This window comes from Streptomyces sp. NPDC050658 (assembly GCF_044457025.1).
Lineage (GTDB): Bacteria > Actinomycetota > Actinomycetes > Streptomycetales > Streptomycetaceae > Streptomyces.
This window is the reverse complement of the sequence record NZ_JBITGM010000006.1, coordinates 431,100-455,945: the sequence shown is the minus strand read 5'-3', so window position 1 is coordinate 455,945 and position 24,846 is coordinate 431,100. Positions and strand designations below refer to the sequence as shown.

General features: G+C 71.1%; 23 protein-coding genes. 7 read left to right on the top strand and 16 right to left on the bottom strand.

The genetic code is table 11. The annotated features are described in order from the left end of the window. Positions 1-275: 275 nt before the first annotated feature. Entirely contained in the window at positions 276-461 is a 186-nt protein-coding gene (locus tag ACIBKX_RS23380; RefSeq protein ID WP_363273806.1) for a DUF397 domain-containing protein, read from the bottom strand. Then, positions 458-1,267, bottom strand: a complete 810-nt coding sequence (locus tag ACIBKX_RS23375; protein ID WP_363273807.1) for a helix-turn-helix transcriptional regulator — start codon at positions 1,265-1,267, stop codon at positions 458-460. The genes ACIBKX_RS23380 and ACIBKX_RS23375 overlap by 4 nt, the downstream gene beginning before the upstream one ends. An 84-nt stretch (positions 1,268-1,351) precedes the next feature. Between ACIBKX_RS23375 and ACIBKX_RS23370 the strand changes: the two genes are divergently transcribed. Further along, positions 1,352-1,741: a hypothetical protein gene (locus tag ACIBKX_RS23370; RefSeq protein WP_363273808.1), complete on the top strand. Its 390-nt coding sequence runs from the start codon at positions 1,352-1,354 to the stop codon at positions 1,739-1,741. 15 nt (positions 1,742-1,756) lie between these two features. Here ACIBKX_RS23370 and fxsT read toward each other — a convergent pair whose 3' ends face one another. The 5 genes from fxsT to ACIBKX_RS23345 all read right to left on the bottom strand — a co-directional run bounded on the left by fxsT (position 1,757) and on the right by ACIBKX_RS23345 (position 6,770). Beyond that, complete coding sequence (gene fxsT / locus ACIBKX_RS23365) at positions 1,757-4,597, bottom strand: FxSxx-COOH system tetratricopeptide repeat protein (protein WP_363273809.1); 2,841 nt, start codon at positions 4,595-4,597, stop codon at positions 1,757-1,759. Between the two features lie 32 nt (positions 4,598-4,629). Then, positions 4,630-4,947 (bottom strand): trypco2 family protein, encoded by a 318-nt coding sequence (locus ACIBKX_RS23360; RefSeq protein WP_363273811.1) that lies wholly within the window; start codon positions 4,945-4,947, stop codon positions 4,630-4,632. Positions 4,948-5,058: 111 nt separating this feature from the next. Continuing rightward, positions 5,059-5,769 (bottom strand): DUF5063 domain-containing protein, encoded by a 711-nt coding sequence (locus ACIBKX_RS23355; RefSeq protein ID WP_363273812.1) that lies wholly within the window; start codon positions 5,767-5,769, stop codon positions 5,059-5,061. After that, positions 5,762-6,361, bottom strand: a complete 600-nt coding sequence (gene recR, locus ACIBKX_RS23350) for a recombination mediator RecR (RefSeq protein ID WP_055569715.1) — start codon at positions 6,359-6,361, stop codon at positions 5,762-5,764. The genes ACIBKX_RS23355 and recR overlap by 8 nt, the downstream gene beginning before the upstream one ends. Before the next feature lie 67 nt (positions 6,362-6,428). Then, positions 6,429-6,770: a YbaB/EbfC family nucleoid-associated protein gene (locus ACIBKX_RS23345; protein WP_363273813.1), complete on the bottom strand. Its 342-nt coding sequence runs from the start codon at positions 6,768-6,770 to the stop codon at positions 6,429-6,431. Positions 6,771-7,089: 319 nt separating this feature from the next. On the opposite strand from ACIBKX_RS23345, the gene ACIBKX_RS23340 reads away from it, so the two are divergent. After that, the gene (locus tag ACIBKX_RS23340) at positions 7,090-7,869 is read left to right on the top strand and encodes an SLATT domain-containing protein (RefSeq protein ID WP_363273815.1); all 780 of its coding nucleotides are present in this window, start codon (positions 7,090-7,092) and stop codon (positions 7,867-7,869) included. Between the two features lie 285 nt (positions 7,870-8,154). Here the strand turns inward: ACIBKX_RS23340 and ACIBKX_RS23335 are convergent, their stop codons facing one another. The 5 genes from ACIBKX_RS23335 to ACIBKX_RS23315 form a co-directional block, all read right to left on the bottom strand. Beyond that, positions 8,155-8,805 carry a hypothetical protein gene (locus tag ACIBKX_RS23335; RefSeq protein ID WP_363273816.1) on the bottom strand — a complete coding sequence of 217 codons (651 nt, stop codon included), beginning with the start codon at positions 8,803-8,805 and terminating at the stop codon, positions 8,155-8,157. Positions 8,806-8,962: 157 nt separating this feature from the next. Beyond that, on the bottom strand, positions 8,963-11,398 hold the full coding sequence (locus ACIBKX_RS23330; RefSeq protein ID WP_363273817.1) for a dolichyl-phosphate beta-glucosyltransferase: 2,436 nt from the start codon (positions 11,396-11,398) through the stop codon (positions 8,963-8,965). Continuing rightward, on the bottom strand, positions 11,395-12,096 hold the full coding sequence (locus ACIBKX_RS23325; RefSeq protein ID WP_363273818.1) for a GntR family transcriptional regulator: 702 nt from the start codon (positions 12,094-12,096) through the stop codon (positions 11,395-11,397). The genes ACIBKX_RS23330 and ACIBKX_RS23325 overlap by 4 nt, the downstream gene beginning before the upstream one ends. A gap of 141 nt (positions 12,097-12,237) precedes the next feature. Continuing rightward, entirely contained in the window at positions 12,238-13,599 is a 1,362-nt protein-coding gene (locus tag ACIBKX_RS23320; protein ID WP_363273820.1) for an aspartate aminotransferase family protein, read from the bottom strand. A 126-nt stretch (positions 13,600-13,725) separates the two neighbouring features. Then, positions 13,726-14,277, bottom strand: a complete 552-nt coding sequence (locus ACIBKX_RS23315; protein WP_363273821.1) for a hypothetical protein — start codon at positions 14,275-14,277, stop codon at positions 13,726-13,728. 84 nt (positions 14,278-14,361) lie between these two features. On the opposite strand from ACIBKX_RS23315, the gene ACIBKX_RS23310 reads away from it, so the two are divergent. Together ACIBKX_RS23310 and ACIBKX_RS23305 are read left to right on the top strand one after the other, a co-directional pair. Then, the gene (locus tag ACIBKX_RS23310) at positions 14,362-15,051 is read left to right on the top strand and encodes a response regulator transcription factor (RefSeq protein ID WP_363273823.1); all 690 of its coding nucleotides are present in this window, start codon (positions 14,362-14,364) and stop codon (positions 15,049-15,051) included. After that, on the top strand, positions 15,051-16,469 hold the full coding sequence (locus ACIBKX_RS23305; protein WP_363273824.1) for a sensor histidine kinase: 1,419 nt from the start codon (positions 15,051-15,053) through the stop codon (positions 16,467-16,469). The genes ACIBKX_RS23310 and ACIBKX_RS23305 overlap by 1 nt, the downstream gene beginning before the upstream one ends. Here ACIBKX_RS23305 and ACIBKX_RS23300 read toward each other — a convergent pair. Together ACIBKX_RS23300 and ACIBKX_RS23295 are read right to left on the bottom strand one after the other, a co-directional pair. After that, a complete protein-coding gene (locus tag ACIBKX_RS23300) occupies positions 16,396-17,214 on the bottom strand; it encodes a VTC domain-containing protein (RefSeq protein WP_363273825.1) in 819 nt (272 codons plus the stop codon). The two genes, ACIBKX_RS23305 and ACIBKX_RS23300, sit on opposite strands and share 74 nt — an antisense overlap. Next, on the bottom strand, positions 17,211-17,909 hold the full coding sequence (locus ACIBKX_RS23295) for a DUF4956 domain-containing protein (RefSeq protein WP_363273827.1): 699 nt from the start codon (positions 17,907-17,909) through the stop codon (positions 17,211-17,213). The genes ACIBKX_RS23300 and ACIBKX_RS23295 overlap by 4 nt, the downstream gene beginning before the upstream one ends. A 192-nt stretch (positions 17,910-18,101) precedes the next feature. Between ACIBKX_RS23295 and ACIBKX_RS23290 the strand changes: the two genes are divergently transcribed. From ACIBKX_RS23290 to ACIBKX_RS23280, 3 genes are all read left to right on the top strand, one after another. After that, the gene (locus ACIBKX_RS23290) at positions 18,102-18,698 is read left to right on the top strand and encodes a DJ-1/PfpI family protein (protein WP_363273828.1); all 597 of its coding nucleotides are present in this window, start codon (positions 18,102-18,104) and stop codon (positions 18,696-18,698) included. Then, positions 18,695-19,180 carry a MarR family transcriptional regulator gene (locus ACIBKX_RS23285; RefSeq protein WP_363273829.1) on the top strand — a complete coding sequence of 162 codons (486 nt, stop codon included), beginning with the start codon at positions 18,695-18,697 and terminating at the stop codon, positions 19,178-19,180. Before ACIBKX_RS23290 ends, ACIBKX_RS23285 begins: the two co-directional genes overlap by 4 nt. Before the next feature lie 79 nt (positions 19,181-19,259). Then, positions 19,260-21,095, top strand: a complete 1,836-nt coding sequence (locus tag ACIBKX_RS23280; RefSeq protein ID WP_363273830.1) for a serine/threonine-protein kinase — start codon at positions 19,260-19,262, stop codon at positions 21,093-21,095. Positions 21,096-21,108: 13 nt separating this feature from the next. Here ACIBKX_RS23280 and ACIBKX_RS23275 read toward each other — a convergent pair whose 3' ends face one another. Further along, positions 21,109-22,701: a hypothetical protein gene (locus ACIBKX_RS23275; protein WP_363273831.1), complete on the bottom strand. Its 1,593-nt coding sequence runs from the start codon at positions 22,699-22,701 to the stop codon at positions 21,109-21,111. Between the two features lie 3 nt (positions 22,702-22,704). Further along, on the bottom strand, positions 22,705-24,843 hold the full coding sequence (locus tag ACIBKX_RS23270) for a hypothetical protein (protein ID WP_363273832.1): 2,139 nt from the start codon (positions 24,841-24,843) through the stop codon (positions 22,705-22,707). Positions 24,844-24,846: the final 3 nt, after the last annotated feature.

The following is a 24,846-nucleotide window of genomic DNA, read 5'->3' as shown; positions in this document are numbered from 1 at the left end:
GCCGTTCTATTGCCGCGAACCTAGAGCGGCTTTACGTTGCGGCGCAAGCTGACTACGGAACGTCACTCTTGAGGGTGACGGAGGCTCAACTTCCGTATGGCTTTGGTTGGTTGGGTATTTCCCACCAGACCAACCAAAGCCTTGGAGGAGCTCGAAGCCCGGGGCTTGGGGCCCGGGGCTCGGGGTGCAGAAAGTCCCACCGGGGGTTCGCGTTTGCGCAGGTCAGCAGGCTTGGTGGGTGGGACTTTTCTGCGATCGGCGCCTATTTCGTTCCGTTAGCGGATTGCGTACGCGAGGAAGGCGGACCAGGCGGCTGGGGGGAGGGCGAGGCGGGGGCCCTGCTCTGGGGGGAGCTTGGAGTCTCGTACGTGGATGGTGGTGGGGCAGGTTGCTATCTCTACGCAGGCACCGCCCTCGGAATCGCTATAGCTGGACTTGAACCACTTCAGCTCGTCGTTCACAGGTCTCCCGCCATCCGCTCGATGAAGCGCGTCGACTCAACCGGGTCGAGTGCCATGCTGCGGATCAGGCTAAGCCGTTCGGTCTGTGCGCTCACTACCTCTAGTTCAGCGGTCAGTTGGCTCATCGATGGCGCCTCCGTGTAAGCGAGGCGTTCGCGATCCCGGGTCTCCAACAGCACCATCTCGCCGTGAAGGGCGGCAGCCATAGCCCGGCCGAACGGGAGCACCTGGATCAACACGTTGTTCCGCTTCCCCACCTGCACAAGCTGCTGCAACTGCTCCGCGTCCACGTAGGGACTGCGTAGCGCCGCCTCGAACACCACGTAGCTGCAGGACACCAGCGGCTTTCGGGTGTGAATTTCCTGCCGCTCCAGACGTGCCTCGACGCGCTCCTCAATGGTCTCCTCGTCCAGGGGCGGTACGTGGTTTCCGATCAGCTTTCGCGCGAACGCCTCCGTCTGCAACGGACCTGGAATCAGCAGGGGTTCGTACCACCACAGCGTGATGGCCTCTCTTTCGTACGCCATGAAGTCCTGAGCCCGCGCCGGAAACGGCTCCCGCCTGACGTAGTCCTTGGCGGCGCTCAGCAAACCCCCCGCATGGCACAACTCATCAGCCGCATCGAGCACCCGCGCCGTCGGCATGCGTACGCCCTGCTCCATGGCCTTGATGGTGTCCGGAGCGTAATTGGCGGCAGCGCCGAGTTCCTCTCGCGTGACGCAGGCCTTCGTGCGCCAGCGCTTCAGCTGGTTACCGCTGTACCGCCAGGTACCAGGCGCCGACGCGGAGTTGTACTGAACGGACACAGCGGCCACCTCCAACGGATACACCCCGGCGTGTACCCCCTGAGTCACTACCGAGAGTAGCCCCGCACCCCGCACCGTGTGACCATGACGAACGCAATTCACTGGCCCGAGTGGGTCCCAGTGGCCGGGCACCAACTCCGGGTGTCCGGCGTCCACTTCGACGCCCTCCGCATTCAGGGCGTACGCGGGGAACAGGTCGCCGCGCGGCTCATCGCCGAGACGGAGGGCGACGCGGGCCCCGTCGTCTGCGAGGCCACCGGCTTCCGGTGGATGTACTTCCTGGTGGCTCCGGGCGCGGCCAGGGACCACACGTGGCCGCACGGCGTACAACGCTTCGGGACGCGGCGCACGGTGACGTACATCGGCATCCCGGCGCTGGCCGGCAATACGTGGCCGCTCCGGTGGTATTCGGAGCCGACGCCTACGGCTCCGTACGTTGATCCGGGGCGGCTGCTTGAGGCTGTCGGGCAGTAGCTGCTGGGCCGGGGGTCACTTCGCTTCGTCCTCGCGGGCGAAAGCGAGATTCTCACGCACGAGCCTTGTTTTGGGGTGTTCCTCACCCAACACTCGCACGCAGTCGGCCAGCGTCCGCTCATACATCGGCACCGCACGCCCCACATCCCCCGCCGACTCATACGCGTGCGCCAAGTTGTTCCGCGATGTCAGCGTGTCCGGGTGATCCTCACCCAACACCCGCACCCGGTCAGCCAGCGTCCGCTCGTACAACGGCACCGCACGCCCCACATCCCCCACCGACTCATACGCGTACGCCAAGTTGTTCCGCGACATCAGCGTGTCCGGATGATCCTCACCCAACACCCGCACCCGGTCAGCCAGCGTCCGCTCATACAACGGCACCGCACGCCCCACATCCCCCACCGACTCATACGCGTACGCCAAGTTGTTCCGCGACATCAGCGTGGCCGGATGATCCTCACCCAACACCCGCACGCAGTCGGCCAGCGTCCGCTCATACAACGGCACCGCACGCCCCACATCCCCCGCCAACTGATACGCGCCCGCCAGGTTGCCCCCCGACATCAGCGTGTCCGGGTGATCCTCACCCAACACCCGCACGCAATCAGCCAACGACCGCTCAAACATCGGCACCGCACGCCCCACATCCCCCACCGACACATACGCGTGCGCCAGATTGTTCCGCGACATCAGCGTGTCCGGGTGATCCTCACCCAACACCCGCACCCGGTCAGCCAGCGTCCGCTCGTACAACGGCACCGCACGCCCCACATCCCCCACCGACTCATACGCGTACGCCAAGTTGTTCCGCGATATCAGCGTGTCCGGATGATCCTCACCCAACACCCGCGTGGCCACCTCCAGCGAGCGGCGGTAGTAGTCGGTGGCCCGGCTCACCTTCCCTTCCTCAAGTAGATAGTCCGCCGCATTTGTCAGTACGAGGTCGGTGGCTGCTGTGTCCTCAGCCGGGTCGCAGACGTCAAGGAGCGCTTCAACGTGCGCGACGAGGCTTCTCCATCTGGGCCATCCGCCCACATCTCGTGCCGGCTCCCCCGGGAACCCGTGACCCAGGAGAACCGAGGCCTGCTCTCGGGCCGCCGTGATCCGATCCGGCGCGCGGTGAGGATCCTCCTCCGACGGGGTGCGGGCCACCAACTGGACGAGCCTGTGGACGCCGAGCGCCGAGCGGTCGAGAGTGATCATGTTGTAGTCCGCGAGCAGGCCGAGGAGTTGGGCCAGGTCGACGGGGTCCTCGGCCAGCGGGGTGAACAGGTCGCGGGGGATGTCTGTGGGGGCGTACCAAGCGGCGATGCGCAGTACGTCGACGGCTCGGGGGTCGTGTTCCTGGAGCCTGTCCAGGGTGATGCGCCAGATACGGGCCACCGTGCGGGCCGGGTCCTTGCCGCCGGGTACGGCGTCCGTCGCGCGGTCCGGGTACTGGTGCAGCAAAGATCGGTAGTCGGCGATGGTGATCGTCGCCTGTGCGATGAACGCGCCTGCCTGTTCCAGGGCGAGGGGCAAGTGGCCCAGGTCGTCCGCCAAGGCTCGGGCCTCGGGCTCTTCATCGTCGACTCCGCCTATCAGGCGGGCGAGGAGTTCCAGCGAGGCGTCCGCGTCCAGGATCGGGAGCACGATCGGGTCGGTCGCCCAGCCGCCCCGGAAGCGAGTGGTGATCAAATGGCGGCCGGTGTCGTGGAGTTGGCCGGTTCGAGGGTGGACGTCCTCCGGGCTCTCCGCGTTGTCGAAGACCAGCAGCCACCCCGGGTGGGTCTGAAGCCACCCGACCGCCCAATCGGCCGCCTGCTCCGTAGTCAAGGCAGACGCCGCCTCTCCCCGGAGCCGGACGGTCAGCGCCGCCAAGCCCTCGTCGATCAGCTCGGGAGTGTCCGACCGAATCCACCACACCAGGCTGTAGTCCCGTGCGTGATCGCGGGCGTAGTGCAGTGCAAGCGTCGTCTTGCCGACACCGCCCAGACCATGCACGGTCTGCGTGATCGCCTGGGAGTCTGCGGCGAGGGCCGTCTCCAGCGCTGCCAGCGCCTCCTCCCGGCCGACGAACACCGGGGACGGGATCTCGGGGAGGTTGTTCAGGCCTCGGGGTACGTCGATGTCGTACGCCGTGCGCGGGCGTTCAGCCCCGGCTTCGGGCGTCGCCGCGACGTCCTCCAGGACCAGTTCCGCCCCCGCCGCCTTCGCCGTGATCGCGAACCCCGGGCGCGCCGCCAGTGAGGCCACCGAAACCGCCGTCAGCTGATCCGCCACGTAATCCCGGGCCCGGTCGGTCGTGATGACGCCGATCAGGCGCCCCTTGGCGAAGAGCGCGGCCCCCGACGCCCCCGACCAGCGCGACCCCTCCCCCGGCCTACTCGGGGCGGCGACCCCATCGACGTACGCCGTGATCAGGGCACCCCCTGACTTCATGCCGGTCAGCAGTTCTACGTGGCCGCGGATCTCCTTCGTGTCGCGGACCGCGTCCCGCACCTCCGCGCGCGGGAAACCCACTCCCAGGCACGGGAGTCGGCGATAGCCCACCGCGCGGGACGCCTCCACGTCGATCCGGCCCCAGCGCACGGCCTCCCCGCCCGGCACACCAGTCCACGCCGGGTCCGTCACGCGCAGCAGCGCCGCGTCCGCCTGGGGCTCGGCTTCCAAGTCCGGCGCCCGCTCGGGCCACAGCAGCTCGGCGGGGGACCAGGCGCCGCCGTCCGTCGCATCAAGGCCGCGTACCTCTAACTCACGTGCACCCTCGGCGTTGTGGAACGCCGTCAGTACCAAGCGATCCGCAATCAGATACCCCGTACCCGCCATCCGGCCCGCCGGGTTCCAGATCTCCACGATCCGTCGCGCGTCCATCGGACGACCTCCGCCCCGCCCCGCCCCGCCCGCTACCTGGGCCGCTCATCAAGGCCGCGCTCCCCGATCCGGCTGTCCTCCCCCGTCTCCGGGTCCACCGGCTGAAGCGTCACCTTGATGCGGTTCGTGACCCCGCTGGACCTGCCCGCCTTCGCCTCCGCGCCGAAGGGGAGGACCATCGCCTTCACCCGGCCCTCGACGTCCTTCTTGACGTCGACCGTGAACTCCAGCTCCACCGGGCCCGTGCGGAATTGGATCCCCTTGCCCCGGCCGGCCTCGGCCGCCTCCCGGAGTTCCTCCCGGATCGCCCCGATCGCCTCGGCCAAGCCCGCCCACGCCTCGTCCGCCATGCCCCCGCACCCCCGAAAGCCTGCGTAAACAGTTGTGGGACGCAGCGTATCGCCGCGTCCCACAACTCGCCCTGAGCTAAGCCCATTTGGGGCTCACTCGAACTGCCTGACCTACTTGACCGTCCTCAGCCCCAGTGGCCCGGCGATCTCCTCCGCCATGACCTTGCCCGCCGCCTCCGCCAGCGCGTCGTCCGCCAGGTCCTCGTCCGTGTCCAGACCGTCCAGGTCTTCCAGCGGCTGGTTCAGGCGGACGTGGGCGACCAGGGACTGGAGGGCACGCAGGGCGCCCGAGGCGGTCGAGCCCCAGTTGGAGAAGTACGAGAACTGCCACCACCACAGGGCCTCTGTCGTGCGGCCCGCACGGTAATGCGCCAGGCCGTGGCTCAAGTCCGCGACCACGTCCGCCAGGTCGTCCGAGATGCGGGCCGGGACGGGGGCCTTGCGGGGCTCGTAGGGGTCGAAGACCTCGGAGTAGACGTCCACCGGCTCCAGGAGGTGGGCGAGGCGTTCGCGGAGGTCGTCCACGTCGCCCTCCGGGCCGAGGTCCGGCTCGTAGCGCTCCTCGGGGACGATGTCCTCGTGCGCGCCCAGCCGGCCGCCGGCCAGGAGGAGTTGGGAGACCTCCAGGAGGAGGAAGGGGACGGCCGAGTCCGGCTCGTCGCCCTTGGCGACCTCCGTCACCGCCACGATGAAGCTCTCGATCTGGTCCGAGATCTGGACCGCGAAGGAGTCGGGGTCCTGGGCGGCCGAGTGCAGGAGGACCGGCGGCTCCGCCGTGGCGTCGGCGGGCTTCGGTGACTTCTCAGGCTGGTTCTTAGACATCTAGGAGTCGTCTCCCCTCGAAGGCGCGGCCCAGAGTGACCTCGTCCGCGTATTCCAGATCTCCCCCGACAGGGAGCCCGCTGGCCAGGCGGGTGACCTTCAGGCCCATGGGCTTGATCATGCGCGCGAGGTACGTCGCCGTGGCCTCGCCCTCCAGATTCGGGTCCGTGGCCAGGATCAGTTCCGTGACGGTGCCGTCCGCCAGGCGGGCCAGTAGTTCTCGTATGCGCAGGTCGTCCGGGCCTACGCCCTCGATCGGGCTGATCGCGCCGCCCAGGACGTGGTACTTGCCGCGGAACTCGCGGGTGCGCTCGATCGCCACCACGTCCTTGGGTTCCTCCACGACGCAGATGACCGAGGGGTCGCGGCGGGGGTCCCTGCAGATGTTGCAGAGCTCTTCCTGCGCCACGTTTCCGCAGGTCGCGCAGAAGCGGACCTTGTCCTTCACTTCGAGCAGGGCGTGCGCGAGACGGCGTACGTCCGTCGGCTCCGCCTGAAGGATGTGGAAGGCGATCCGCTGCGCGCTCTTGGGACCGACGCCGGGCAGCCTGCCCAACTCGTCGATGAGGTCCTGAACCACGCCTTCGTACACGGGACGCCTTTCCTTGCCTTCTTCAGGGTCGAGCTCTGATACGTACGGTAGTTGGCCGGGGGGTTTCTTAGAAGGGAAGGCCCGGGATGCCGCCGCCACCCAGACCCTGGGCGAGCGGGCCGAGCTTCTGCTGCTGGAGCGCCTGCGCGTTCTCGTTGGCCGCCTGGACCGCCGCCACGATCAGGTCCGCGAGCGTCTCCGTGTCCTCCGGGTCGACCGCCTTGGGGTCGATCACGAGGCCGCGCAGCTCGCCCGAGCCGTTGACCGTCGCCTTGACGAGACCGCCGCCCGCCTGGCCGTCGACCTCCGTGCGCGCTAGCTCCTCCTGCGCGGCCGCGAGGTCCTGCTGCATCTTCTGAGCCTGCTGGAGCAGCTGCTGCATGTTGGGCTGGCCACCACCGGGGATCACGATCAGCTCCTGTCTGTGACGCTCTATGACGGTTCGTGACGGTCTGTTCGGCGGGGTTTCCGCCTGTATTGAGCCTACGTGGTCGGGGGTGCGCTCGCTCCAGCACTCTTTCGAGTGAGATCAGCTGTCCTCCTATACCTGATCAAGCACCTCTTCCGGGCGGAAATACCGCGAAAACGGGCTCACGGCCACCCATTGGGAGGTAGAACCGCCGCAGGGAACAGCCGGACCGTAGGGAACAGTCGCAGGCCGTAAGGAACAGTCGGGGATTCAGCGATCTCAACGATCTCGACGATCTCGTAGAGGTAGAGGGAGTGCCGTGAGCCAGCCGGATATGCAGCCCGAGGGGGTGCCCCACGACGGGCACGGGCAGGGTGCCGGGGCGGATGCGCAGCAGGGCGGTGCACCCGTGGGCGCGGCGGGCTCCCGGCTCGGGGATCTGACGGGGCGGTCCTTTCCGCTCGGCGACTGGGGCGAGCCCGCCGAGCGGCTCGACGAGCTGTACCGGTGGGTGGAGCGCGGGGCGCTCAATACGGCCGCCTGGTATCTGTCCGACCGCGCGTGGAAGCGGCGGGGGGCGCGGCTTGCGCGGGTGGGGGCGGCGTTGGGGGCCGTGGGGGCGGGGGTGTTTCCGCTGCTTGATCTGGCGGGGGCGGTGGGGGATGTCGCGACGTGGGGGTTCGTCTCGCTGCTGGGCGCTGCGGCGTGTGTGGGGTGCGACCGGTTCTTCGGTCTTACGTCCGGGTGGATGCGGGACGTCGCCACGGCGCAGGCGGTGCAGCGGCGGCTTCAGGTGCTGCAGTTCGACTGGGCGTCGGAGAGTGTGCGGGAGGTGCTGGGGCCTACCGAGGGGACGGCCAGTGAGGCGGCCGAGCGGTGCCTTGCGGTGTTGCGGAGGTTCTCCGAGGACGTGACGGAGCTGGTGCGGGCGGAGACTGCGGACTGGATGGTGGAGTTCCGCTGCGGGCCGGCGCCGTTGGCTACGCAGGCGCTGGCGCCGGCTTCCCGGGGGGAGGCAGGGCCGTCGCCTGCGCGGGCCGCGTTGCCGCCGGGGGCTCGGCCGAATATGCCTCGGCAGCGGCCGCCGGAGCCGCGGTAGGGGGCGGGGGGTGCTTCTTCCCCAACCCCGCCCCTTCCCGAAAGTTCCGGCTGCCGCCGGCCTTGCAGTGACCGTCATCACCGGCTCCGCCGAGTTCGTCCTCAAACGCCGGACGGGCTGGAACCGGACGGGCTGGAATGGGGGGGCGCGGCCCGTTTCGTGGGTGGGAGAAAGGGGGCGCCGGCCAGCGGCGGGCGCGTGCGGAGTGCGGGTGGGAGGGCCGTGGTGGTCGGCGGTGGTAGCCGACGTGCAGGCCCCCGTTCGCTCGGCGGGGGCCCGCGTCGGTCAGCTGTAGATGATCATTGAGCCCTGGGCCAGGCTGCGGGTCGTTGCCGCGTGGAGGCCCAGCCAGACGTGGCGTTCGCGGGCGAAGGGGCTGTCGTCGTGGGGGGCCGGGGCCGCCGGTTCCTCCAGGGACGTGGGGGACTGGGGCGGCGTCGGCGGGCCCGGCGGGTTCGTCGGGTCTATGCCGATCGACGGGGCCACGAACTCCAGTTCCCGCAGCAGCGCCTGCGCCGAGCCCAGCGGGCCGCCGCCCGCGAGGAGTTCGTCGTTCGACAGCGGCGCGGGGAAGTCCACAGGGACGTACGCCCCCGCATGGTCGTAGTGCCAGACCAGATGCGACTGCTGGGCCGTCGCGTCGAACATCTCCAGCAACTGCTCGTAGTCCCCGCCCAGTTCGTCCACCGGCGTCACCTCGAGGCCGCAGACCTGGAGCAGGTACGCCCGCCGCAGGAAGTGCAGCGCGTCGTAGTCGAAACCCGCGACCGGGGCGACGTCCCCCGACAGGCCCGGCATGTACGCGAAGACGGGGACGGGCGGCAGTCCTGCCTCGCCCAGCGCCTTGTCGTACGCCGCGATCTCCTCCGCGAAGGGGTTGTCGGGGCTGTGACACAGCACGTCGACGAGCGGGACCAGCCACAGATCACAGGCCAAGGGGGCTCCTCATGTCGGGCTCACACCGGGAAGTCGGCTCACACTAGGAATGTCGGGCTTGGTCGTGCGTCACATCGGACAGTCGTGCGTCGCATCGGACATCGGACATCGGACCTCGTTCACCGCGTTCAGGCAGCGTAGTCGCGCCGCGACCCCGCTAGCTGCCCCTGTGCAGATCCCAGATCCACACCCCGTCTACCCACTTTCCGGGCCGGTCAAGGAGTTCCTCCACCGTCACCCGGAGTTCGGCGTCGTGCGGCTGCGGCGCGAGCACCAGGACGCCCGCCCTCCAGTACGCCATATCGGCGCGCGCCGCGGCCCGCCAAGCGTCCGTGATCTTCGGGGCCTGGCCTGAATTGCGTACGTCCCGAAGGAGGTTCGAGGTGTTGCGCGGCGAGGCGCCGTAGATGCCCACCCGGTCCGGGCCCCACGGGCCGTTGAAGTAGCCGCCGGGGAGGCGGAAGTCCAGGTCGGCCGCGGTCTGCCAGTGCAGCGCCTCCGCGTTGCCCGGATCCGGCAGCGGCACCGGAACCAGGGTCTCGCCCTCCCCCACGTACTTCCGCCACGTCCCCTCCGCGATGAACGCCGGCACCTCGGCCCGCTCCACCGCCCGCAGCGGGGCAGGCACGATCGGCAGCAGCGCGAGGGCCACGGCCGCCACACCCGCGTACCGAGATGCCCTCGGCAGACGGCTCTCGGCCGAAAGCAGCCCCCCGAGCGCCAGCGCCACCAGCATCCCGAGCGCCGGCGCGCACACCATCGCCACCCGCGACTCGATGACCGACTCGAAGAGCGGCAGATGGGCGAGGGGCTTCCACGGGCCCGGCAGCACGACGTCCGTCAGCGGAATGCGGAACTTCGGGCCCAGCGAAAGGAACGCCGCCGCGACCACCGTGAACGCCAGCGCCTTCACCACCGCCCGCTCCCACAGCCGTACGACGATCGCGAAGACGAGCGCCACCAGCGGCCAGCCGTAGAAGGCGTTCTGCTCGGTCGGGTTGAGGGAGAGCGCGTCGGCGGTCTTCTCGTTGCCCGCCAGGGAGCGCTCGGCGAAGGAGAGCAGCGCGAGCGGGCTGTTGCCCGCGTTGTCGCCGTGCAGCACGCTCGCGTAGCTCTGCGGGCCGAAGAACTGCCAGTAGAGGGGGAAGGCGACGAGGGGGAGAGTGACGGTGAGTGCGACGCCCAGGCCCTTGAGCAGGGGGCGCAGCGCCTCCTTCGCCACATCCCGGCGCGCCAGCCCGTACGCCGCCGCGAACAGCAGCATGCCCATCGCGGCGAGCAGCAGCGGTTCCTCGCCGAGGAAGATCTGGTACGTCGTGAAGAGGCCGAGGAGTATCCCGTCGCGGACGACCCGCGTCCCCTCGCACAGCCGCAGCGCCCTGTCGATGATCACCGGGATCATGAACAGGACCATGAAGTTCGGGTGGGCGTGCGCGTGGCTGATCATCGGCGGCGCGAACGCGGCGAGCGCCGCGCCGACGGCCGCCGCGCCCCGGTGTCGTACGAGCCGCTTGAAGATCAGCCAGTACCAGGCGACGGCGGTCGCCGCGAGGCCCAGCGTCATCGCCGCGTTCAGCGCGACCGCGGGGCCGAAGAGCCAGGTCACGGGGGCGAAGGGGACGGAGAGGCCGAGCATGACCGTGTTGGCCATGAGGTTCACGCCGTCGGGGAAGTTCTGGAGGGTCGTGAAGAGGGGGTTCCGGAGGTGGCTCACGTTGTCCGCCGTCACCGCGAAGAACCATTCCCACTGGTTCTGGTCCTGGAGCGAGTCCGGGAGGTAGCGCGCGCCGGGTGCGATCAGGCGGCCCGAGTAGAGCGTGACGGACAGGGCCAGGAAGAGCACGCCGACCAGGACGTCCGCGGGGCGCAGGGTGCGGGCCTTCAGCGAGGCCAGTTCGCCGAGGACCCGGACGTAGTCGAGCGGGCGGACCTTGGAGCCCTCCTGGTGCGCCCAGCGGACGGGCACCTCGGCGATCGGCCGCCCCGAGCGGCGTACGTACTGCAGGATCTCCACGTCAATGCCCCAGCCGCGCAGCCGGGACGCGGCAAAGGCCGCACGGGCGAGGTCGCCGTCGAAGAGCTTGAATCCGCACTGGGTGTCGCGGATCCCGGGGACGGCGACCATGCGTATCAGGAAGTTTCCGGTACGTCCGAACAGCTCGCGCAGGCGGTGCTGGCGGGCCTCGATGGTCGCGTCCGCGCCGGCCCGGGAGCCGATCGCGGCCGCGTGGCCGTCGCTGAGCGCCTTGTCGAGGCGCTCCAGCTCCTCGATGGGGGTGGCGAGGTCGGCGTCGGTGACCAGGACGCGGTCGCCGCGCGAGGCGAGCACGCCGAGCCGCAGGGCGTGGCCCTTGCCGCGGTTGCGGTCGGAGTGGACGAGCCGGACGCGGGGGTCGTCGAGCTCGGCCTCGACGGCGATCTCGGGGGTGCGGTCGGTGGAACCGTCGTCGACGACGATCAGCTCCCAGCTGCCGACGCGGGGAGCCTCGGGGCTGCCCGCGCCGTCCAGGTACGCGCGGATCGCGGCGAGCGTGGGGGCCAGCCGGCGTTCCTCGTTGTAGGCGGGGACGACGACGGTCAGGTCCACGCTCATGCGGTGGCCGCAAGGCGCTCGATGAGGGCCAGTGAGTGTGCGTTGTACTCGGCGACGATCTGCCGGGCGGCCTGCGGGTCGCGGCGTGCGAGGGCGTCGACGAGTTCGGTGTGCCGGGCCCACAGGGTGCCGCGCAGGTCGCCGTCGCCGCGGTCCACGGCGCGGCGCAGGTGGGTGACGGCGCAGACCCAGGACTGGACGCGCAGCCGGTGCAGGAAGTCCGAGAGGTAGGGGTTGCCGAAGAGGGCGCTGAGCTCGCGCCAGAAGCGCAGATCGTAGCCGATGAGGACGTTCAGGTCGCCCGCGCAGGCGGCGCGGGCCGCCTCCTCGCCACGGCGGCGTACGGAGACGAGGCCCGCGGCGGCGTCGGCGTGCGCCTCCGTGTGGGCCACGAGGTCGCGGAAGATGCCGTCGGAGACGAGGCTGCGGGCCTCCAGCATGCCGCGGTAGTCCGCGAGGGAGTGCTCGTGGACGCGGTAGCCCTTGTGCTGGTCGGCGTCGAGCAGGCCCTGCGCGGCGAGGTTCACCAGGGCCTCGCGGACGGGGGTCGCGGAGACGCCGTACTGCTCGGCGATCTCCTTGACCGTGAACTCCTGGCCCGGCTCCAGACGGCCGCCGAGGATCTCGTCGCGCAGCGCGTCGGCGATCTGCTGGCGCAGCGTGCTGCGGATGACGGCGGGGCCGTCGGTGCCGGGCATCTGGGTTCCCCTGCGGTCATCGTGTACGTGGTCGTGTTGCTTATGAGCACGTCAGACTACGCGGTCGGGGTTCCCGGGGGTGGGGGCCAGTTCCGGCATGGCCCCCACCTCCGACACCTGATGCCTGTCAGCGCCGGGCGGTCAGGCCACGTGCCGGTCCGCGACCGACAGCGCCGCATCCAGCGCCGCCAGCCCCTCCTTCGCCTCGGTCTCCGTGATGTTGCAGGCCGGGACGACGTGGGTGCGGTTCATGTTGATGAATGGCCACAGGCCCTGCTTCTTCGCCGCCGCGCCGAACTCCGCCATCGGAGTGTTCGCCGCGCCCGTCGCGTTGTACGGGACGAGGGGCTCGCGGGTCTCCTTGTCCTTGACCAGCTCAAGCGCCCAGAACATGCCGAGGCCGCGCACCTCGCCGACGCTCGGGTGCCGCTCGGCCAGCTCCGCGAGGGCCGGGGCCATGACCTCCGCCCCGACGCGGGCCGCGTTCTCGACGACGCCCTCCTCCTCCATGACCTTGATCGTCGCCACCGCGGCCGCGCAGGCCAGCGGGTGGCCGGAGTACGTGAGCCCGCCCGGGTAGGGCCTGCGGGCGAACGTCTCGGCGATGGCCGAGTTGATCGCGACGCCGCCCAGCGGGACGTAGCCCGAGTTCACGCCCTTCGCGAAGGTCAGGAGGTCCGGTACCACCCCGCCGTCGAAGTGCTCCGCCGCGAACCACTTGCCCGTGCGGCCGAAGCCCGCCATGACCTCGTCCAGGATGAAGACGATGCCGTGGCGGTCGCAGATCTCGCGTACGCCGGACAGGTAGCCCGGGGGCGGGGTCATGATCCCGGCCGTGCCGGGGACGGATTCGAGGATGATCGCCGCGATCGTCGCGGGGCCCTCGAAGGCGATCGTGTCCTCCAGGTGCTGGAGGGCCCGCTCGCACTCCTGCCGCTCGTTCTCGGCGTAGAACGGGCTGCGGTACAGGAACGGCGCCCAGAAGCGGACGACGCCCGCCGAGCCGTTGTCGGAGGGCCAGCGGCGGGGGTCGCCGGTGAGGTTGATCGCGGCGGCGGTGGCACCGTGGTACGAGCGGTAGGCGGAGAGGATCTTGGGGCGGCCGGTGTGGAGGCGCGCCATGCGGGACGCGTTCTCCACGGCTTCGGCGCCGCCGTTGGTGAAGAAGATCTTGTCCAGGTCGCCGGGGGTCCGCTCGGCGATGAGGCGTGCGGCCTCGGAGCGGGCCTCCACGGCGAACGCGGGGGCGAAGGTCGTCATCGTCGCCGCCTGCTCCTGGATCGCGGCGACGACCTTCGGGTGCTGGTACCCGATGTTCGTGAAGACGAGGCCGCTGGTGAAGTCGAGGTAGCGGTTGCCGTCGTAGTCCCAGAAGTACGAGCCTTCCGCGCCGGCGACGGCGAGGGGATCGATCAGCTCCTGTGCGGACCAGGAGTGGAACACGTGCGCGCGGTCCGCGGCCTTGACGGCGGCGCCGACCTGGGGATTCGGCTGAGGGGTCATGTGGGCGAGGGTAAATGTCCACGATGCGGATAGGACATGGGCGTCCTGTTTCGCGGGGGCGCGGGGTACTGGACAGTGTGTCGGGGCTCCCGCGAGGCGTAGGCGCAGACGTAGGCGTACGGAATCTCAGTCCTCCGCCTCCTCCCCCACCAATCTCGCCCGCGGCCCCTCCGCCCCGCAGCGGATCTCGTACGCCAGGTCGTCCCGCTCGTCGTCGTCGCTCGGTTCCGCCTCCAGGTGGGCCGCCCTCGCCGGGCCCCGCTCCACGTCCTCGTCGATGTGGAAGCCGTCCGCCGGGCTCCAGGAGACGAGGTACACCGTTCCGTCCGGGCGGCACTCGGCCGTCGCCGTGCCTCCGGTGAAGCGGACCGTGGAGCGGTCGGGCGAGGCATCGGAAGGAGAGGGGGAGGGAGACGTCGGCTTCGATGAGCCCGCAGGCGTACTCGGAGTCGTACTCGGTGGCGTGCTCGGTGGCGTACCCGGAGTCGTGCTCGGCGGCGTATTCGGCGGTGTCGCCGCGAGCGCCCTGCTGACGTCCCCCTCGTCCAGCGGACGGCTGTGCGCCGCCCCGCCGCCGTCGGAACTCGCCAGCTGCCAGGCACCCAGCGCCCCCGCAGCCGTCCCGACCCCCACCCACGCGGCCGTCACCGCCGCGCTCCGCCACTTCCACTTCCGCATGTGGAAACTCTGCCGCACAGTTTCCTAACGCCCGGTTAAGAGGCGCCCAAAGACCCTGTCCCCACTCATTGTTACGGTGGTTGTATGGCGCATCTTCTTGTCGTGGAGGACGATCCACAGCTGCGCGGCGCCCTCGTGCGCGCCCTGCGCGACAAGGGGCACGCCGTCGCCACCGCCCCCAGCGGCATGGCGGGGCTCGACGCGGCGGTCACCAGCCGGCCCGACCTCGTCGTGCTCGACCTCGGGCTCCCCGACGTCGACGGCGCCCAGGTCCTGCGGATGCTGCGCGCGGTCAGCGACGTACCCGTCATCGTGGCGACCGCACGCGACGAGGAGCCGGAGATGGTCTCTGTCCTGGAGGCCGGCGCCGACGACTACATCGTCAAGCCCTTCGGCGCCGCCCAGCTCGATGCCCGCGTCAAGGCCGTCCTGCGCCGCCTCGGTGCCGCCGAGAGCGCCGAGCCGCTGCACGTCGGCGGCCTCACCATCGACCCGGCCGCCCGCGAGGTCTCCCTGGACGGCACGCCCATGGACCTCACCCCGCGCGAGTTCGACCTCCTCGCCTATCTCGCGCACCGCCCCGGCCAGGTCGTCTCCCGCCGCGAACTCCTCGCCGAGGTCTGGCAGCAGCCGCTCGGCGGCGCCGACAAGACCGTCGACGTGCATCTCTCCTGGCTGCGCAGGAAGCTCGGCGAGACCGCGCAGGAGCCGCGCTACCTGCACACCGTCCGCACCGTCGGCATCAAGCTCGCCGCCCCGGAATCGGCCCGCTGATGCGGCGCAGCCTCCTGCTCCTCACCGCCGCCACCACCGCCCTGGTCCTGACCGCCCTCCTGGTCCCCCTCACCCTCCTCACCCGCACCCATGCCGCCGACCGCGCCACCGCCGAGGCCACGGCCCGTGCCCAGTGGGTGGCCCACGCGCTGGGCCCCGCCCTCGCCACCGCCGCCGAACGCGAGACCGCCGAGCAGACCGTGGAGAGCGTCAACACGCCCGGACTGCCCGCCACTTCGCTGATCATGGGGGACGGGACCGTCATCGGGCCCGGCTCCGGGAAGAAGAAGGATCTCGGCGACGCCGTCCGTCTCGCCCGCACCGGTCGCGCCTTCACCTACGAGCCTTCCACCGGCGGCCGTCAGGTCCTCGTCCCCGTGCAGGGCGCCGACGGCGGTACCGCCGTCGTTCAAGTCACCCTCACCCAGCAGCAGTTGTACGCCGGGATGATGACCTCCTGGTTCGTGCTCGCCGGGATCGGGGTCGGACTCGTCCTCATCGGGCTGCTGCTGGCCGACCGGCTCGGCGCCCGGCTCGTCGGCGCCACCCGGCGCCTGGCCCGCACCGCCGACCGGCTCGCCGCAGGTGACCTCACCGCCCGCGCCACACCCGAGGGCCCGCCCGAACTGCGCCTGGTCGCCGGTGAGTTGAACCGTCTCGCCGCCCGCATCGACGAACTCCTCGCCGCCGAGCGGGAGAACGCCGCCGATCTCGCGCACCGCCTGCGCACCCCCGTCGCCGCGCTGCGCCTGGACGCGGAGACGCTGCGGGACACGGAGGAGGCGCACCGCATCGCCGCCGATGTCGCCGCCCTCGAACGCAGCGTCGACGACGTCATCCGCAAGGCCCGCCGGCCGCTGCGCGACGCCCCGCACGCCGACCTCGCGGCGGTGGCCCGCGAACGCGCCGCGTTCTGGCTGCCGCTGGCCGAGGATCAGGGACGTACGACGGAGACGGAGACCCCTGAACGCGGGGCGCACGTGCCCGTCCCCGAGGACGAGTTGGCCGCCGCACTCGACGCGCTCATCGGCAACGTCCTCGACCACACCCCGCAGGGCACCCCGTTCCGCATCACCGTCCGCGTCATCCCGGCGGACGGCACCGCCGAACTCACCGTCGCCGACCAAGGCCCCGGTCTCCCCGCGGCCTACGCGGCGGAACGCGGCACCAGCGGCGGCGGCTCCACCGGCCTCGGCCTGGACATCGCGCGCAGAACGGCGGAGGACGCGGGCGGCACGTTCCGCATCACCGGCGCCGCCTCAGCCGATACCGATACCGATGCCGACGCCGATACCGATACCTCAGCCGATACCGACGCCGACGCCCCCGGCACCCGCGTCACCCTCACCTTCCCGCGTGCCCCGCAGCCCCAGCCGCGCGCGGAAACGCGGTCCGCACCGCCCGCGCCCAGCGGTTGATGCCCAACTCGGGTCGCAGCGCGGCGAACCCGCCGCAGTACTTGGTGAAGTCCGCCGCGCGCACGCCGTACCGGTGCAGGACCCGGTCCGCCTCCGTCAGATGCCCCTGCGTCTTGGTCTCCACGAGGACGAGTCCCCGGTCCGCCGCCACCGACCGGCCCGTCGCCGTGTCCCGCACCACGAGCCCCGCGTCGCAGGTCACCCGCTGCCCGTCGGCCACGAAGGTCGCCCGCTGGTACTCCGTGACCAGCGCCTTCGTCAGCCCGCCCGGCGCCTCGATGCCGTACGAACCCCGCAGGACCCCGGCCAGGAACCCCTGCCGCTCGGCGTCCAGCGCGCGGTCGTCGGCCTCAAGTCGCTGCCGGTGCTTGATCGTCTCGCCCCGCCCGCTCTTCAGCTTGATCTCGAACTGCCGCTCCCCGCTGTCCTGGTAGACCCGCTCCCTGATCCGGTAGCGCAGCCGCCGCCCCTGCCGGTGGTCGTGGAAGGTGCGCAGCTCGGGGGTGTCGTAGTACGTCGAGTGGTAGCTGAACCAGCGCTTGCCGCCGATGCTCAGGGCCCGGAAGGGGCCCGACGGGCGGCGCGGGTCCGTGAGCAGCGCCGCCAGGTCCTCGAATATCTCGACCGGGACGAGATAGCTGTTGTCGAAACGGGCGAGCAGTTCCGCCCGGGCGTTCACCTCGTCAAGCGCGATGGGGTGCGCGGCGAGCGCGGCCCTTCCGATGGCGCGTACGGCGGGGTTCACACGGTCTCCTTCTGGGGTGCGGGGGCAAGCGTGCGGGACCGGGTCGTGCGTCGTCGTTGTGCTGCTGTACGGACCAACTCCCCGGCCCGCCCGGAAGGTTCCGGCTGCCGGAAGCGGACTTCCAGCACCATCAGGTCGCGTACGTAGTCGATCTCCTGCACGGTCCAGCCGAGCGGCTCCCCCAGGCGGCGCGCCAGCTCGGCCCGCAGCGCGGTCTCCTCGCGGTACACGGCGTCGAGCGTGATCACGGCCCGCCGGTCGGCGGCGAAGAGGCGCGGATGGTCGGCGACGTACATCACGAGGAGCAGGACCGCCGCGAGCCCCGTCGCTATCGGCAGCGAGAGCCCCGGCAGTCCACAGAGCAGGCCCAGGACGAGGGTGATGAAGTAGTACGCCACCTCTTGGTGCTGCACCGCGTCCGAGCGCAGCCGCACGATCGAGAGCACCCCGAAGAGTCCGAAACCGAGCGCGAGTCCGCCGTTCCCGCCGGCGCTGGCGAGGGCGGAGACGACCGCGAAGAGCGCGACGTTCAGCGCGAGATAGGCGGGGACCAGCTCACGCCTGCGGTGCCGGGGATAGAAGACGCCGAAGGTCAGCAGCGTCACCGCCACGAGGTCGAGACCGAGATGGGCCGCGAGCTGGCCGCTCTGCTCCAGGGCCTGCGCGCTCTGTTCGAGGGTCTGTGTGCTGTCCATGACCAGGACGCTAGGGAAGAGCGGGTTAACGCCGCCCCTGGCGGGAGTTAACCCCCGAGCCCTCCCTCTCCTGCGCGCCCTCTCCTGCGCCCTCCTCCGAGCCCCGCACCTCTTGACAGCATGCTGTCACTTTGACAGCATGCTTACGTAAGCACGAAGGAGACCGGCAGCCGATCAGCGGAGGTGGCACTCATGTCCCGCAAGCCCGTACACCTGGCCGTCTACGACACACTCGCCGACTGGGAGACCGGACACGCCACGGCCTATCTCGCCCGCTCCGGGTACGAGGTCCGCACGGTCGCCGCCGGTTCGCCCGACACCGTCACCACGGTCGCCGGCGTCCGCATCAAGCCCGACCTGGACCTGGCGGAACTGCGGCCCGAGGACAGCTCGCTGCTGATCCTGCCGGGCGCCGACCTCTGGGACAGCGGCGACGGACTCGCCCCCTTCGCCCGCACGGCCCGCGCCTTCCTCGACGCGGGGGTGCCCGTCGCCGCGATCTGCGGGGCGACGGCCGGGCTGGCCCGCGAGGGGCTGCTCGACGACCGGGCGCACACCAGCGCGGTGTCGTTCTATCTCGCGGCCACCGGCTACAAGGGCGGCGAGCGGTACGTCGACGTGGACGCCGTCACCGACGGGGACCTGATCACGGCGGGCCCGACCGAGCCGGTCGCCTTCGCGCGCGAGGTGCTCGGGAAGCTCGGCGCCCTTGAGGGCGAGAAGCTGGACGCCTGGTACCGCCTGTTCCACGACTCGGACGCGTCGGCGTACGAGGTGCTCGAATCGTGAGCGCCGGACGACTCACCCCCCGCGAACAGCAGGACCTGTTCTCCCGCACCGCACTCGGCACGTTCCGGCTCAACGGCCAATTCCTCTCCGTGGCGGAGGAGTTGGCCAAGCCGGGCGGTCTCACCGCCGCCTGGTGGCAGGTGCTCGGCGCGGTCCTGCGCGAGCCGCTGCCGGTGGCCGGGATCGCCCGCGCGATGGGCATCACCCGGCAGAGCGTGCAGCGCATCGCCGACCTCCTGGTGCGCAAGGGCCTCGCCGAGTACGTGCCGAACCCGGCCCACCGCCGGGCCAAACTCCTGCGCCCCACGGACGAGGGACGCGCGGCCGTGGCGAAGATCGACCCCGGCCACGCGGAGCTGGCGGCTCGGCTCGCGGCAGTGCTCGGCGAGGCGGAATTCGCCGAGACGGTACGGGTGTTGGAACGGCTCACCGTGGCGGTGGCGCAACTGGAAGCCGATACGGAACCCGTTACGGAGCCGTAGCAGACAGTCAGCCCCACCCTGTCGCACCCCCGCACTAAACTCGATCCGTTCCACACCAACGGGGGAGGTCGGCGCGGCGATGGAGAAGCTCGGGCCCGGGGATCCACAGCGAATAGGCGCCTACCGACTGCTCGCGCGGCTCGGCGCGGGCGGCATGGGGCACGTCTATCTGGCCCGCTCCGACCGGGGACGCACGGTCGCGGTGAAGCTGGTGCGCGAAGAGCTCGCCGAGCAGGAGGAGTTCAGGAACCGCTTCCGGCAGGAGGTGCAGGCGGCGCGGCGGGTGGGCGGCGCGTGGACGGCGCCGGTGCTCGACGCGGACACCGAGGCGGCGATTCCGTGGCTGGCCACGGGTTACGTCGCGGGGCCCTCCCTGCAGAGCGTCGTCTCGAACGACCACGGCCCGCTGCCCGAGCGGTCCGTGAAGATACTGGCGGCCGGTCTGGCCAACGCGCTCAAGGACATCCACGCGGCGGGCCTCATCCACCGCGACCTGAAGCCGTCGAACGTCCTGGTGACGATCGACGGCCCGCGGGTCATCGACTTCGGCATCGCGCGCGCCCTGGAGACGGTGACCGACGGCGGCCTCACCCGCACCGGCGCGCTCGTCGGCTCCCCCGGTTTCATGGCTCCCGAGCAGGTGCGCGGCGACCGGGTCACCCCGGCGTGCGACGTGTTCTGCCTGGGCTCGGTCCTCGCGTACGCGGCGTCGGGGGCACTGCCCTTCGGCACGGCGAACAGCGGTGTGCACGCGCTGATGTTCCGCATCGCGCAGGAGGAGCCCGACCTGGCGGCGCTGCCGGAGGAGCTGGCCGAGCTGGTCGGCGACTGCCTGCGCAAGAACCCGGCGGACCGCCCCACCCTGGAACAGATCCTGGAGCGCACGGGCGCGGAGGACACCCTCGCGGACGGCGGCCGCACCCGCGACCCGTGGCTGCCGGGCGCGCTGGTGGCACAACTGGGCAGGCACGCGGTGCAGTTGCTGGACACGGAGAACCCGGCAGAGGCTGCCGAGGCAGCCGCCGCACCTCCCGCGCCCCCCGCCGCGACGCCCGCGGCCCCTGCTCCCGGCCCCGCTCCCGACCCCGCGACGGACGACACCCCGCCCCCACCGGGCAAACCGGGCGAGGCCCCGCTGGACCACCTCCCCACGATGATCTCCGGCACCCCGCCGCCGACTCCCCCGCCGGGCCCGTCGTACGGCTACCCGCAACAGCACCCGCAGCTCCCCGCGTCCCCCTACGGCTACCCCCAGCAGGGCCCTTACGGCCCGACACCTCCGTACGGCCCCGTGGTCACGCCCATGGGCGAGCCCCCGCGCCGCAGCGGACGGTCCACCGCCGCGCTGATCGCGGTGGCGCTGGTCGTGGCGATAGGGGCGGGCGGCACGGTGTACGCGGTGATGAAGGGCGAGGGCAGCCCGAAGGCGGGCGGCGAGGGCTCCAAGTCACCGACGAACAGCTCGGCTTCGACGCCGGGCATGCCGTCCGAGGAGGAGTCGACGGACCCCGGGACTCCGCCCACGACTCCCGACGACAAGGACTCCAAGAACGACGAGGACGGCGCGATCCCGAAGAAGTTCCTCGGCACGTGGAGCGGCTCCATCCAGAACGACCTGGGGCACAACTCCCGTGAACTGGTCTTCCAGCAGGGCGAGATCGGCGACACGGTCCTGTCCATCACGGCCGACGGCCCCACGGACACCGGCGGCACGTACCACTGCGTCTTCCAGGGCAGGCTGGAGTCGGCGAGCGGCAACACCCTGCGCATCGGCCCGACGGACGTCGTCGTCGGAGAGCCCGCCAGCTCCTGCCGTCCGGGCAAGTCGAGCACGGTCACCCTCCTTTCGGACGGCCGGCTGCACCGGGAGAACACGGGGACGGACAAGGGACTGACGTACTCGAAGGACGGCTGAGCGGGCCCGCCGGCTAGTCCGGCGGGGCCGTGCACTGCGGCGACGGCGGGCGGCCCGTGGGCCAGGCCAGCTTCTGGAACTTGAGGTGCCGGGCCTTGTCCGGGGAGAGCCGCACGATCGACACCGCCTTGTCGTACGGGTTGCCGTAGCTGTCGAGGCAGATCCAGCCGCTCGCCCCGCGCACGGTCTGGTTGCCGTGCAGCCTCGGCCAGGCGGCCGGGACGGACTTCAGAGCCGGAACGCGGTCCTTGGCCACCACGCGGTTGCGGATCCCGGCGATCGCCACCATCGCGGAGTCGTGCGTGGTGATCGTGCGTCCGTCCGCGAGGTCGGTCGGGCCGATGTCACCGACCTTCTCGGCCTCCTTCTTGCCCTCGGCCAGCTCGCTCAACGCGGTGAAGTCGGCCTTCGAACCGCCCCTGGACGGGGCGTCCTTGCTGGTCCAGGCGGACTCATGGGTGACCGTGGCGTACTCGACGGTGAGCTTGTCGCCCTTGGTGAGGGCGCCCCAGTCCAGGGTCTTGTCCAGTGCCAGCGTCGAGGCGCCCGACACGGTGACGAGACGGTAGTGCTTGCGGCAGGTGCGATTGCCGAGCGCGGTGATCAGTTGGGCCAGCTCGGGCGGGCGGCCCGCGAAGAAGACGGTCGTCGCGTCCGAGACGCAGAGGTTGTTGACCATGTCCTCGAAGTCGTTGGCGGTGACCTCCGCCGAGTCGTACCGCTCGGGCTCGTAGGGCGTGCCCTGCGTCTCCTTCTCGAAGGCGGCCCGCAGGGACCTGGCGTAGATGTCCTTCCCCGCGGTGTCCTCCACCAGGAACGTGTCCTCCGGCTCGACCTTCAGATGCTCCGAGAGGGCCCGCGCCTGGTCGCTGTTGGGCGGCACGATGTTCGCGAGACCCGGATACTTCCTGGGCTCCTCCTTGGAATTGGACAGATCGTCCGCGGTGATCGGGCCGCCGACCACCGCGATCCCCTTGGAGTTGGTCAGGTAGTCGATGGTCCGCTCGGTCCGGTCCACGCTCAGGTTGAACCCGAAGACCGCGCGCAGCCGGTCCCGGCCGTCGTGCGCCATCCTGCCCAGCTGGTCGGACACCTCTTTCCAACGGTCCATGTCCCGGCCCGGATTGGCGAGCACGAGGCGGATCGGCGGTTCGCTCTGCCGGATCTGGTTCGCCCGGTACTGCGCCAGGTACGCGCCCTGCACCTCGCGCACGATCTGGTCCCGCTCCACCTGGTTCTGCTTGTCGGGCGTCAGCGGGATCATCAGGGCGATGGTGGCGTAGGGCTTCTTGCCCTTGGTGATCCGGTCGTTCTCCTTCTTGATCCGCTGCGACACGCGGGCGAGTTGGCCTGTGAAGGCGTACGCCCCGTCGGTGACGCCGACGCATTCGTCGTCACCCCTGTACTCCCGGACCCCCTTCCCGCACGCCCGGTACGCGGGGGGCGGCTCCTCGTCCTCGGGGAAGACCGTGGGCCACAGGACGACGGCGAGCCCGGCCAGGAGCGCCATCGCGAGTGTCCCCGCGAGCGCCCGCTTGATGCGCCTGCGCGCCCCGGGGGCCAGCCGTGCGTAGGCGCCTGCGATCCGGGCGAATGGCTGCGGCATCGGCTACCTTTCCTTGACCGGGAGATCGGGGGCCTGGACTCCGTTCACCAGCGCGTCGATCCAGCCGCCGGCGGCCAGGGCGTCGACGTACGCGTTGCAGGGCTTCACCGGTGGCCGCGGATGCAGGTCGTAGTCCGTGCAGAGCTCCGTGAGCGAACCCCTGACCTTCTCCATGTCGCGGTCGCGGTGCCCCTGTGGCGGTGCCGAGAGCGGCGCGGAGAGCCGCCAGACGACGGCGAGCAGCTGCCGGATCAGGAAGTGGATCCGCCGGGCCGCCGCGTCGGTGCAGGAGGGGCACGCCGGCAGTTCCGTCCCGTCGGGTGGTTCGTCGGGCGGCCAGGGGCCGAGCGCGGGCGGCGCGGCGGCGATCAGGTTGAGGTCGCGCAGCCACACGGCCGGTGCGTACGTCAGATAGCGGTGGTGCATCGCGCGGACGACCAGGGAGTCGAAGCGGCCCTGCGCGAGGGCGTGATGCAGATGGCGCGGGTCGTGCCGGTCCGAGTCGGACTCCCGCACGTCACCGGGGTTGTAGTGGTCCGCGAGGGCGGTGTGGGCGTGGGACCAGCGCAGTCCCTCGGAGGCGCCCCGCAGTTCGTGCAGCAGGACGGCCCGCAGGGCACGGTCGGCGATCAGCGGTCGCGGCTCGGGGCCCGGCCAGGGGTCGTGGTTCCAGTGGCTCAGGCGGACCGGGGAGTCCAGCAGCTGCCGTACCCGGAGCGTCGGGCTGACCACGGGCAGCCCGGCGGCCCGGGACGACAGGAAGAGGCGCGCCGCGGCGGCCTCGTCCAGGGCGGGCGCGAGGGTCAGCAGCTGGTCCCGTACGTCGGGATCCGGCAGCAGCTGTTCGAGGAGCCGCGCCCCGAGCGGCACGGACGACTCCGGCACGGGCAGCGACAGCAGCTCGTCCAGAGCGAACGGTTCGGCGTCCCGCAGCCGCTCGGCCGCCGTCCGCGCGATGAGCAGCGCACTGCCCGTCCGGCCGCCGCCGAGGCGGGCGACGACCTCCGGCAGGGCGGGCGGGGCGGCGGCACCGGAGAGCATGCCGCGGATCTCCCCGCCGGTCACGCGCGGGATCCCGAGGTTCAGCAGCCACGACTGGGGCGGGCACCGCTCCGGATGGGTCCAGGGGGTGCCGTCGGTGGTCTTCGACTCCGGTGCGGCGCCGTCCCCCAGGGACGTGGCGAAGACGACGGGGAGCATGATCCGGCCGCGTCGGTGCCACTGCCCGGCGGCCGCCGCGTACTGGGCGACCAGCGGGTCGAGGAAGCGCCGGTGCAGTGCCTCGTCCACGTCGTCGAGCAGGATGAGCGCCGGGTGCTGGCTCCGGCGGGCCCAGAAGCCGTACGACTCGTGGATGTCGGCGAGCAGAGCGGCGATCAGATGGGACTCGACCGCCGCTCGGCCGGGGCCGCGTGCGCGGAACTGCTGGACCAGCTCGAACAGCCGCTGCACGGCATCGCCGCGCCCCTGGTCGAGCCGGGCCCGCCACCAGGTCCACTGGGGGTCGTCCGCCGCGCGGTCGAGGAGGGCGTCCGTGGCGACCTGGAGCACCGCGCCGATGCCCGGTACGCCGGTCAGCAGGTCCGTCGCCACCCCGTTGAGCACCTGCAGCCAGCGCCCCAGGGCCTCCTTGCGGGCCTCCGGGTCGGGGTCCTGTTCGGTGAGCAGATCACGGAGTTCCTGCTCGGCGGCCTCGCGCTCGGAGGGATGCACGCTGCCGGCGTCCGGTGCCTGCGGGCGCCAGGCGGTGAGGACGAGGAGCGCGGGCGCGAGGCGGGGGAAGTCCACGGCGTGGGTCTGCCGGTTGCCCATCTTCTTGAGCTCGTGGGACAGCGTGAAGAGCAGGTTGGTCACCGCGGACGCGGTGTCGGTGTCGAGCGCCGCGCGGTCCACCGGGTCCGCCGCGGAGTACGGGGGCTCGGTGAGATAGACGCGGGCGGTGGGCACGAAGTCGTGGTAGCCCGCGTACAGGGTGTCGATCAGGGCCGTCTTGCCGGTGGCCCGGTCACCGACGACGCGCACGACGGGCTCCCCCTGCCGGAACTCCCGCTCCGTCCCGTGGTCGTCGCCCGGTGCCATGCCCATCAGCGCCGGCGCCAGTCTGTCGACGACCGGGCCGAGGTTGTACAAGTCAGTCCCCATGAA

Excerpts from the sequence above, each read along its gene's own strand:
- fxsT (WP_363273809.1), bottom strand. The coding sequence starts at position 4,597 with ATGGACGCGCGACGGATCGTGGAGATCTGGAACCCGGCGGGCCGGATG.
- ACIBKX_RS23315 (WP_363273821.1), bottom strand. The coding sequence starts at position 14,277 with ATGCGGAAGTGGAAGTGGCGGAGCGCGGCGGTGACGGCCGCGTGGGTG.
- ACIBKX_RS23275 (WP_363273831.1), bottom strand. The coding sequence starts at position 22,701 with ATGCCGCAGCCATTCGCCCGGATCGCAGGCGCCTACGCACGGCTGGCC.
- ACIBKX_RS23270 (WP_363273832.1), bottom strand. The coding sequence starts at position 24,843 with ATGGGGACTGACTTGTACAACCTCGGCCCGGTCGTCGACAGACTGGCG.
- ACIBKX_RS23290 (WP_363273828.1), top strand. The coding sequence starts at position 18,102 with ATGTCCCGCAAGCCCGTACACCTGGCCGTCTACGACACACTCGCCGAC.
- ACIBKX_RS23370 (WP_363273808.1), top strand. The coding sequence starts at position 1,352 with ATGACGAACGCAATTCACTGGCCCGAGTGGGTCCCAGTGGCCGGGCAC.
- ACIBKX_RS23360 (WP_363273811.1), bottom strand. The coding sequence starts at position 4,947 with ATGGCGGACGAGGCGTGGGCGGGCTTGGCCGAGGCGATCGGGGCGATC.
- ACIBKX_RS23320 (WP_363273820.1), bottom strand. The coding sequence starts at position 13,599 with ATGACCCCTCAGCCGAATCCCCAGGTCGGCGCCGCCGTCAAGGCCGCG.
- ACIBKX_RS23355 (WP_363273812.1), bottom strand. The coding sequence starts at position 5,769 with ATGTCTAAGAACCAGCCTGAGAAGTCACCGAAGCCCGCCGACGCCACG.
- ACIBKX_RS23280 (WP_363273830.1), top strand. The coding sequence starts at position 19,260 with ATGGAGAAGCTCGGGCCCGGGGATCCACAGCGAATAGGCGCCTACCGA.
- ACIBKX_RS23295 (WP_363273827.1), bottom strand. The coding sequence starts at position 17,909 with ATGGACAGCACACAGACCCTCGAACAGAGCGCGCAGGCCCTGGAGCAG.
- ACIBKX_RS23330 (WP_363273817.1), bottom strand. The coding sequence starts at position 11,398 with ATGAGCGTGGACCTGACCGTCGTCGTCCCCGCCTACAACGAGGAACGC.
- ACIBKX_RS23325 (WP_363273818.1), bottom strand. The coding sequence starts at position 12,096 with ATGCCCGGCACCGACGGCCCCGCCGTCATCCGCAGCACGCTGCGCCAG.
- ACIBKX_RS23310 (WP_363273823.1), top strand. The coding sequence starts at position 14,362 with ATGGCGCATCTTCTTGTCGTGGAGGACGATCCACAGCTGCGCGGCGCC.
- ACIBKX_RS23305 (WP_363273824.1), top strand. The coding sequence starts at position 15,051 with ATGCGGCGCAGCCTCCTGCTCCTCACCGCCGCCACCACCGCCCTGGTC.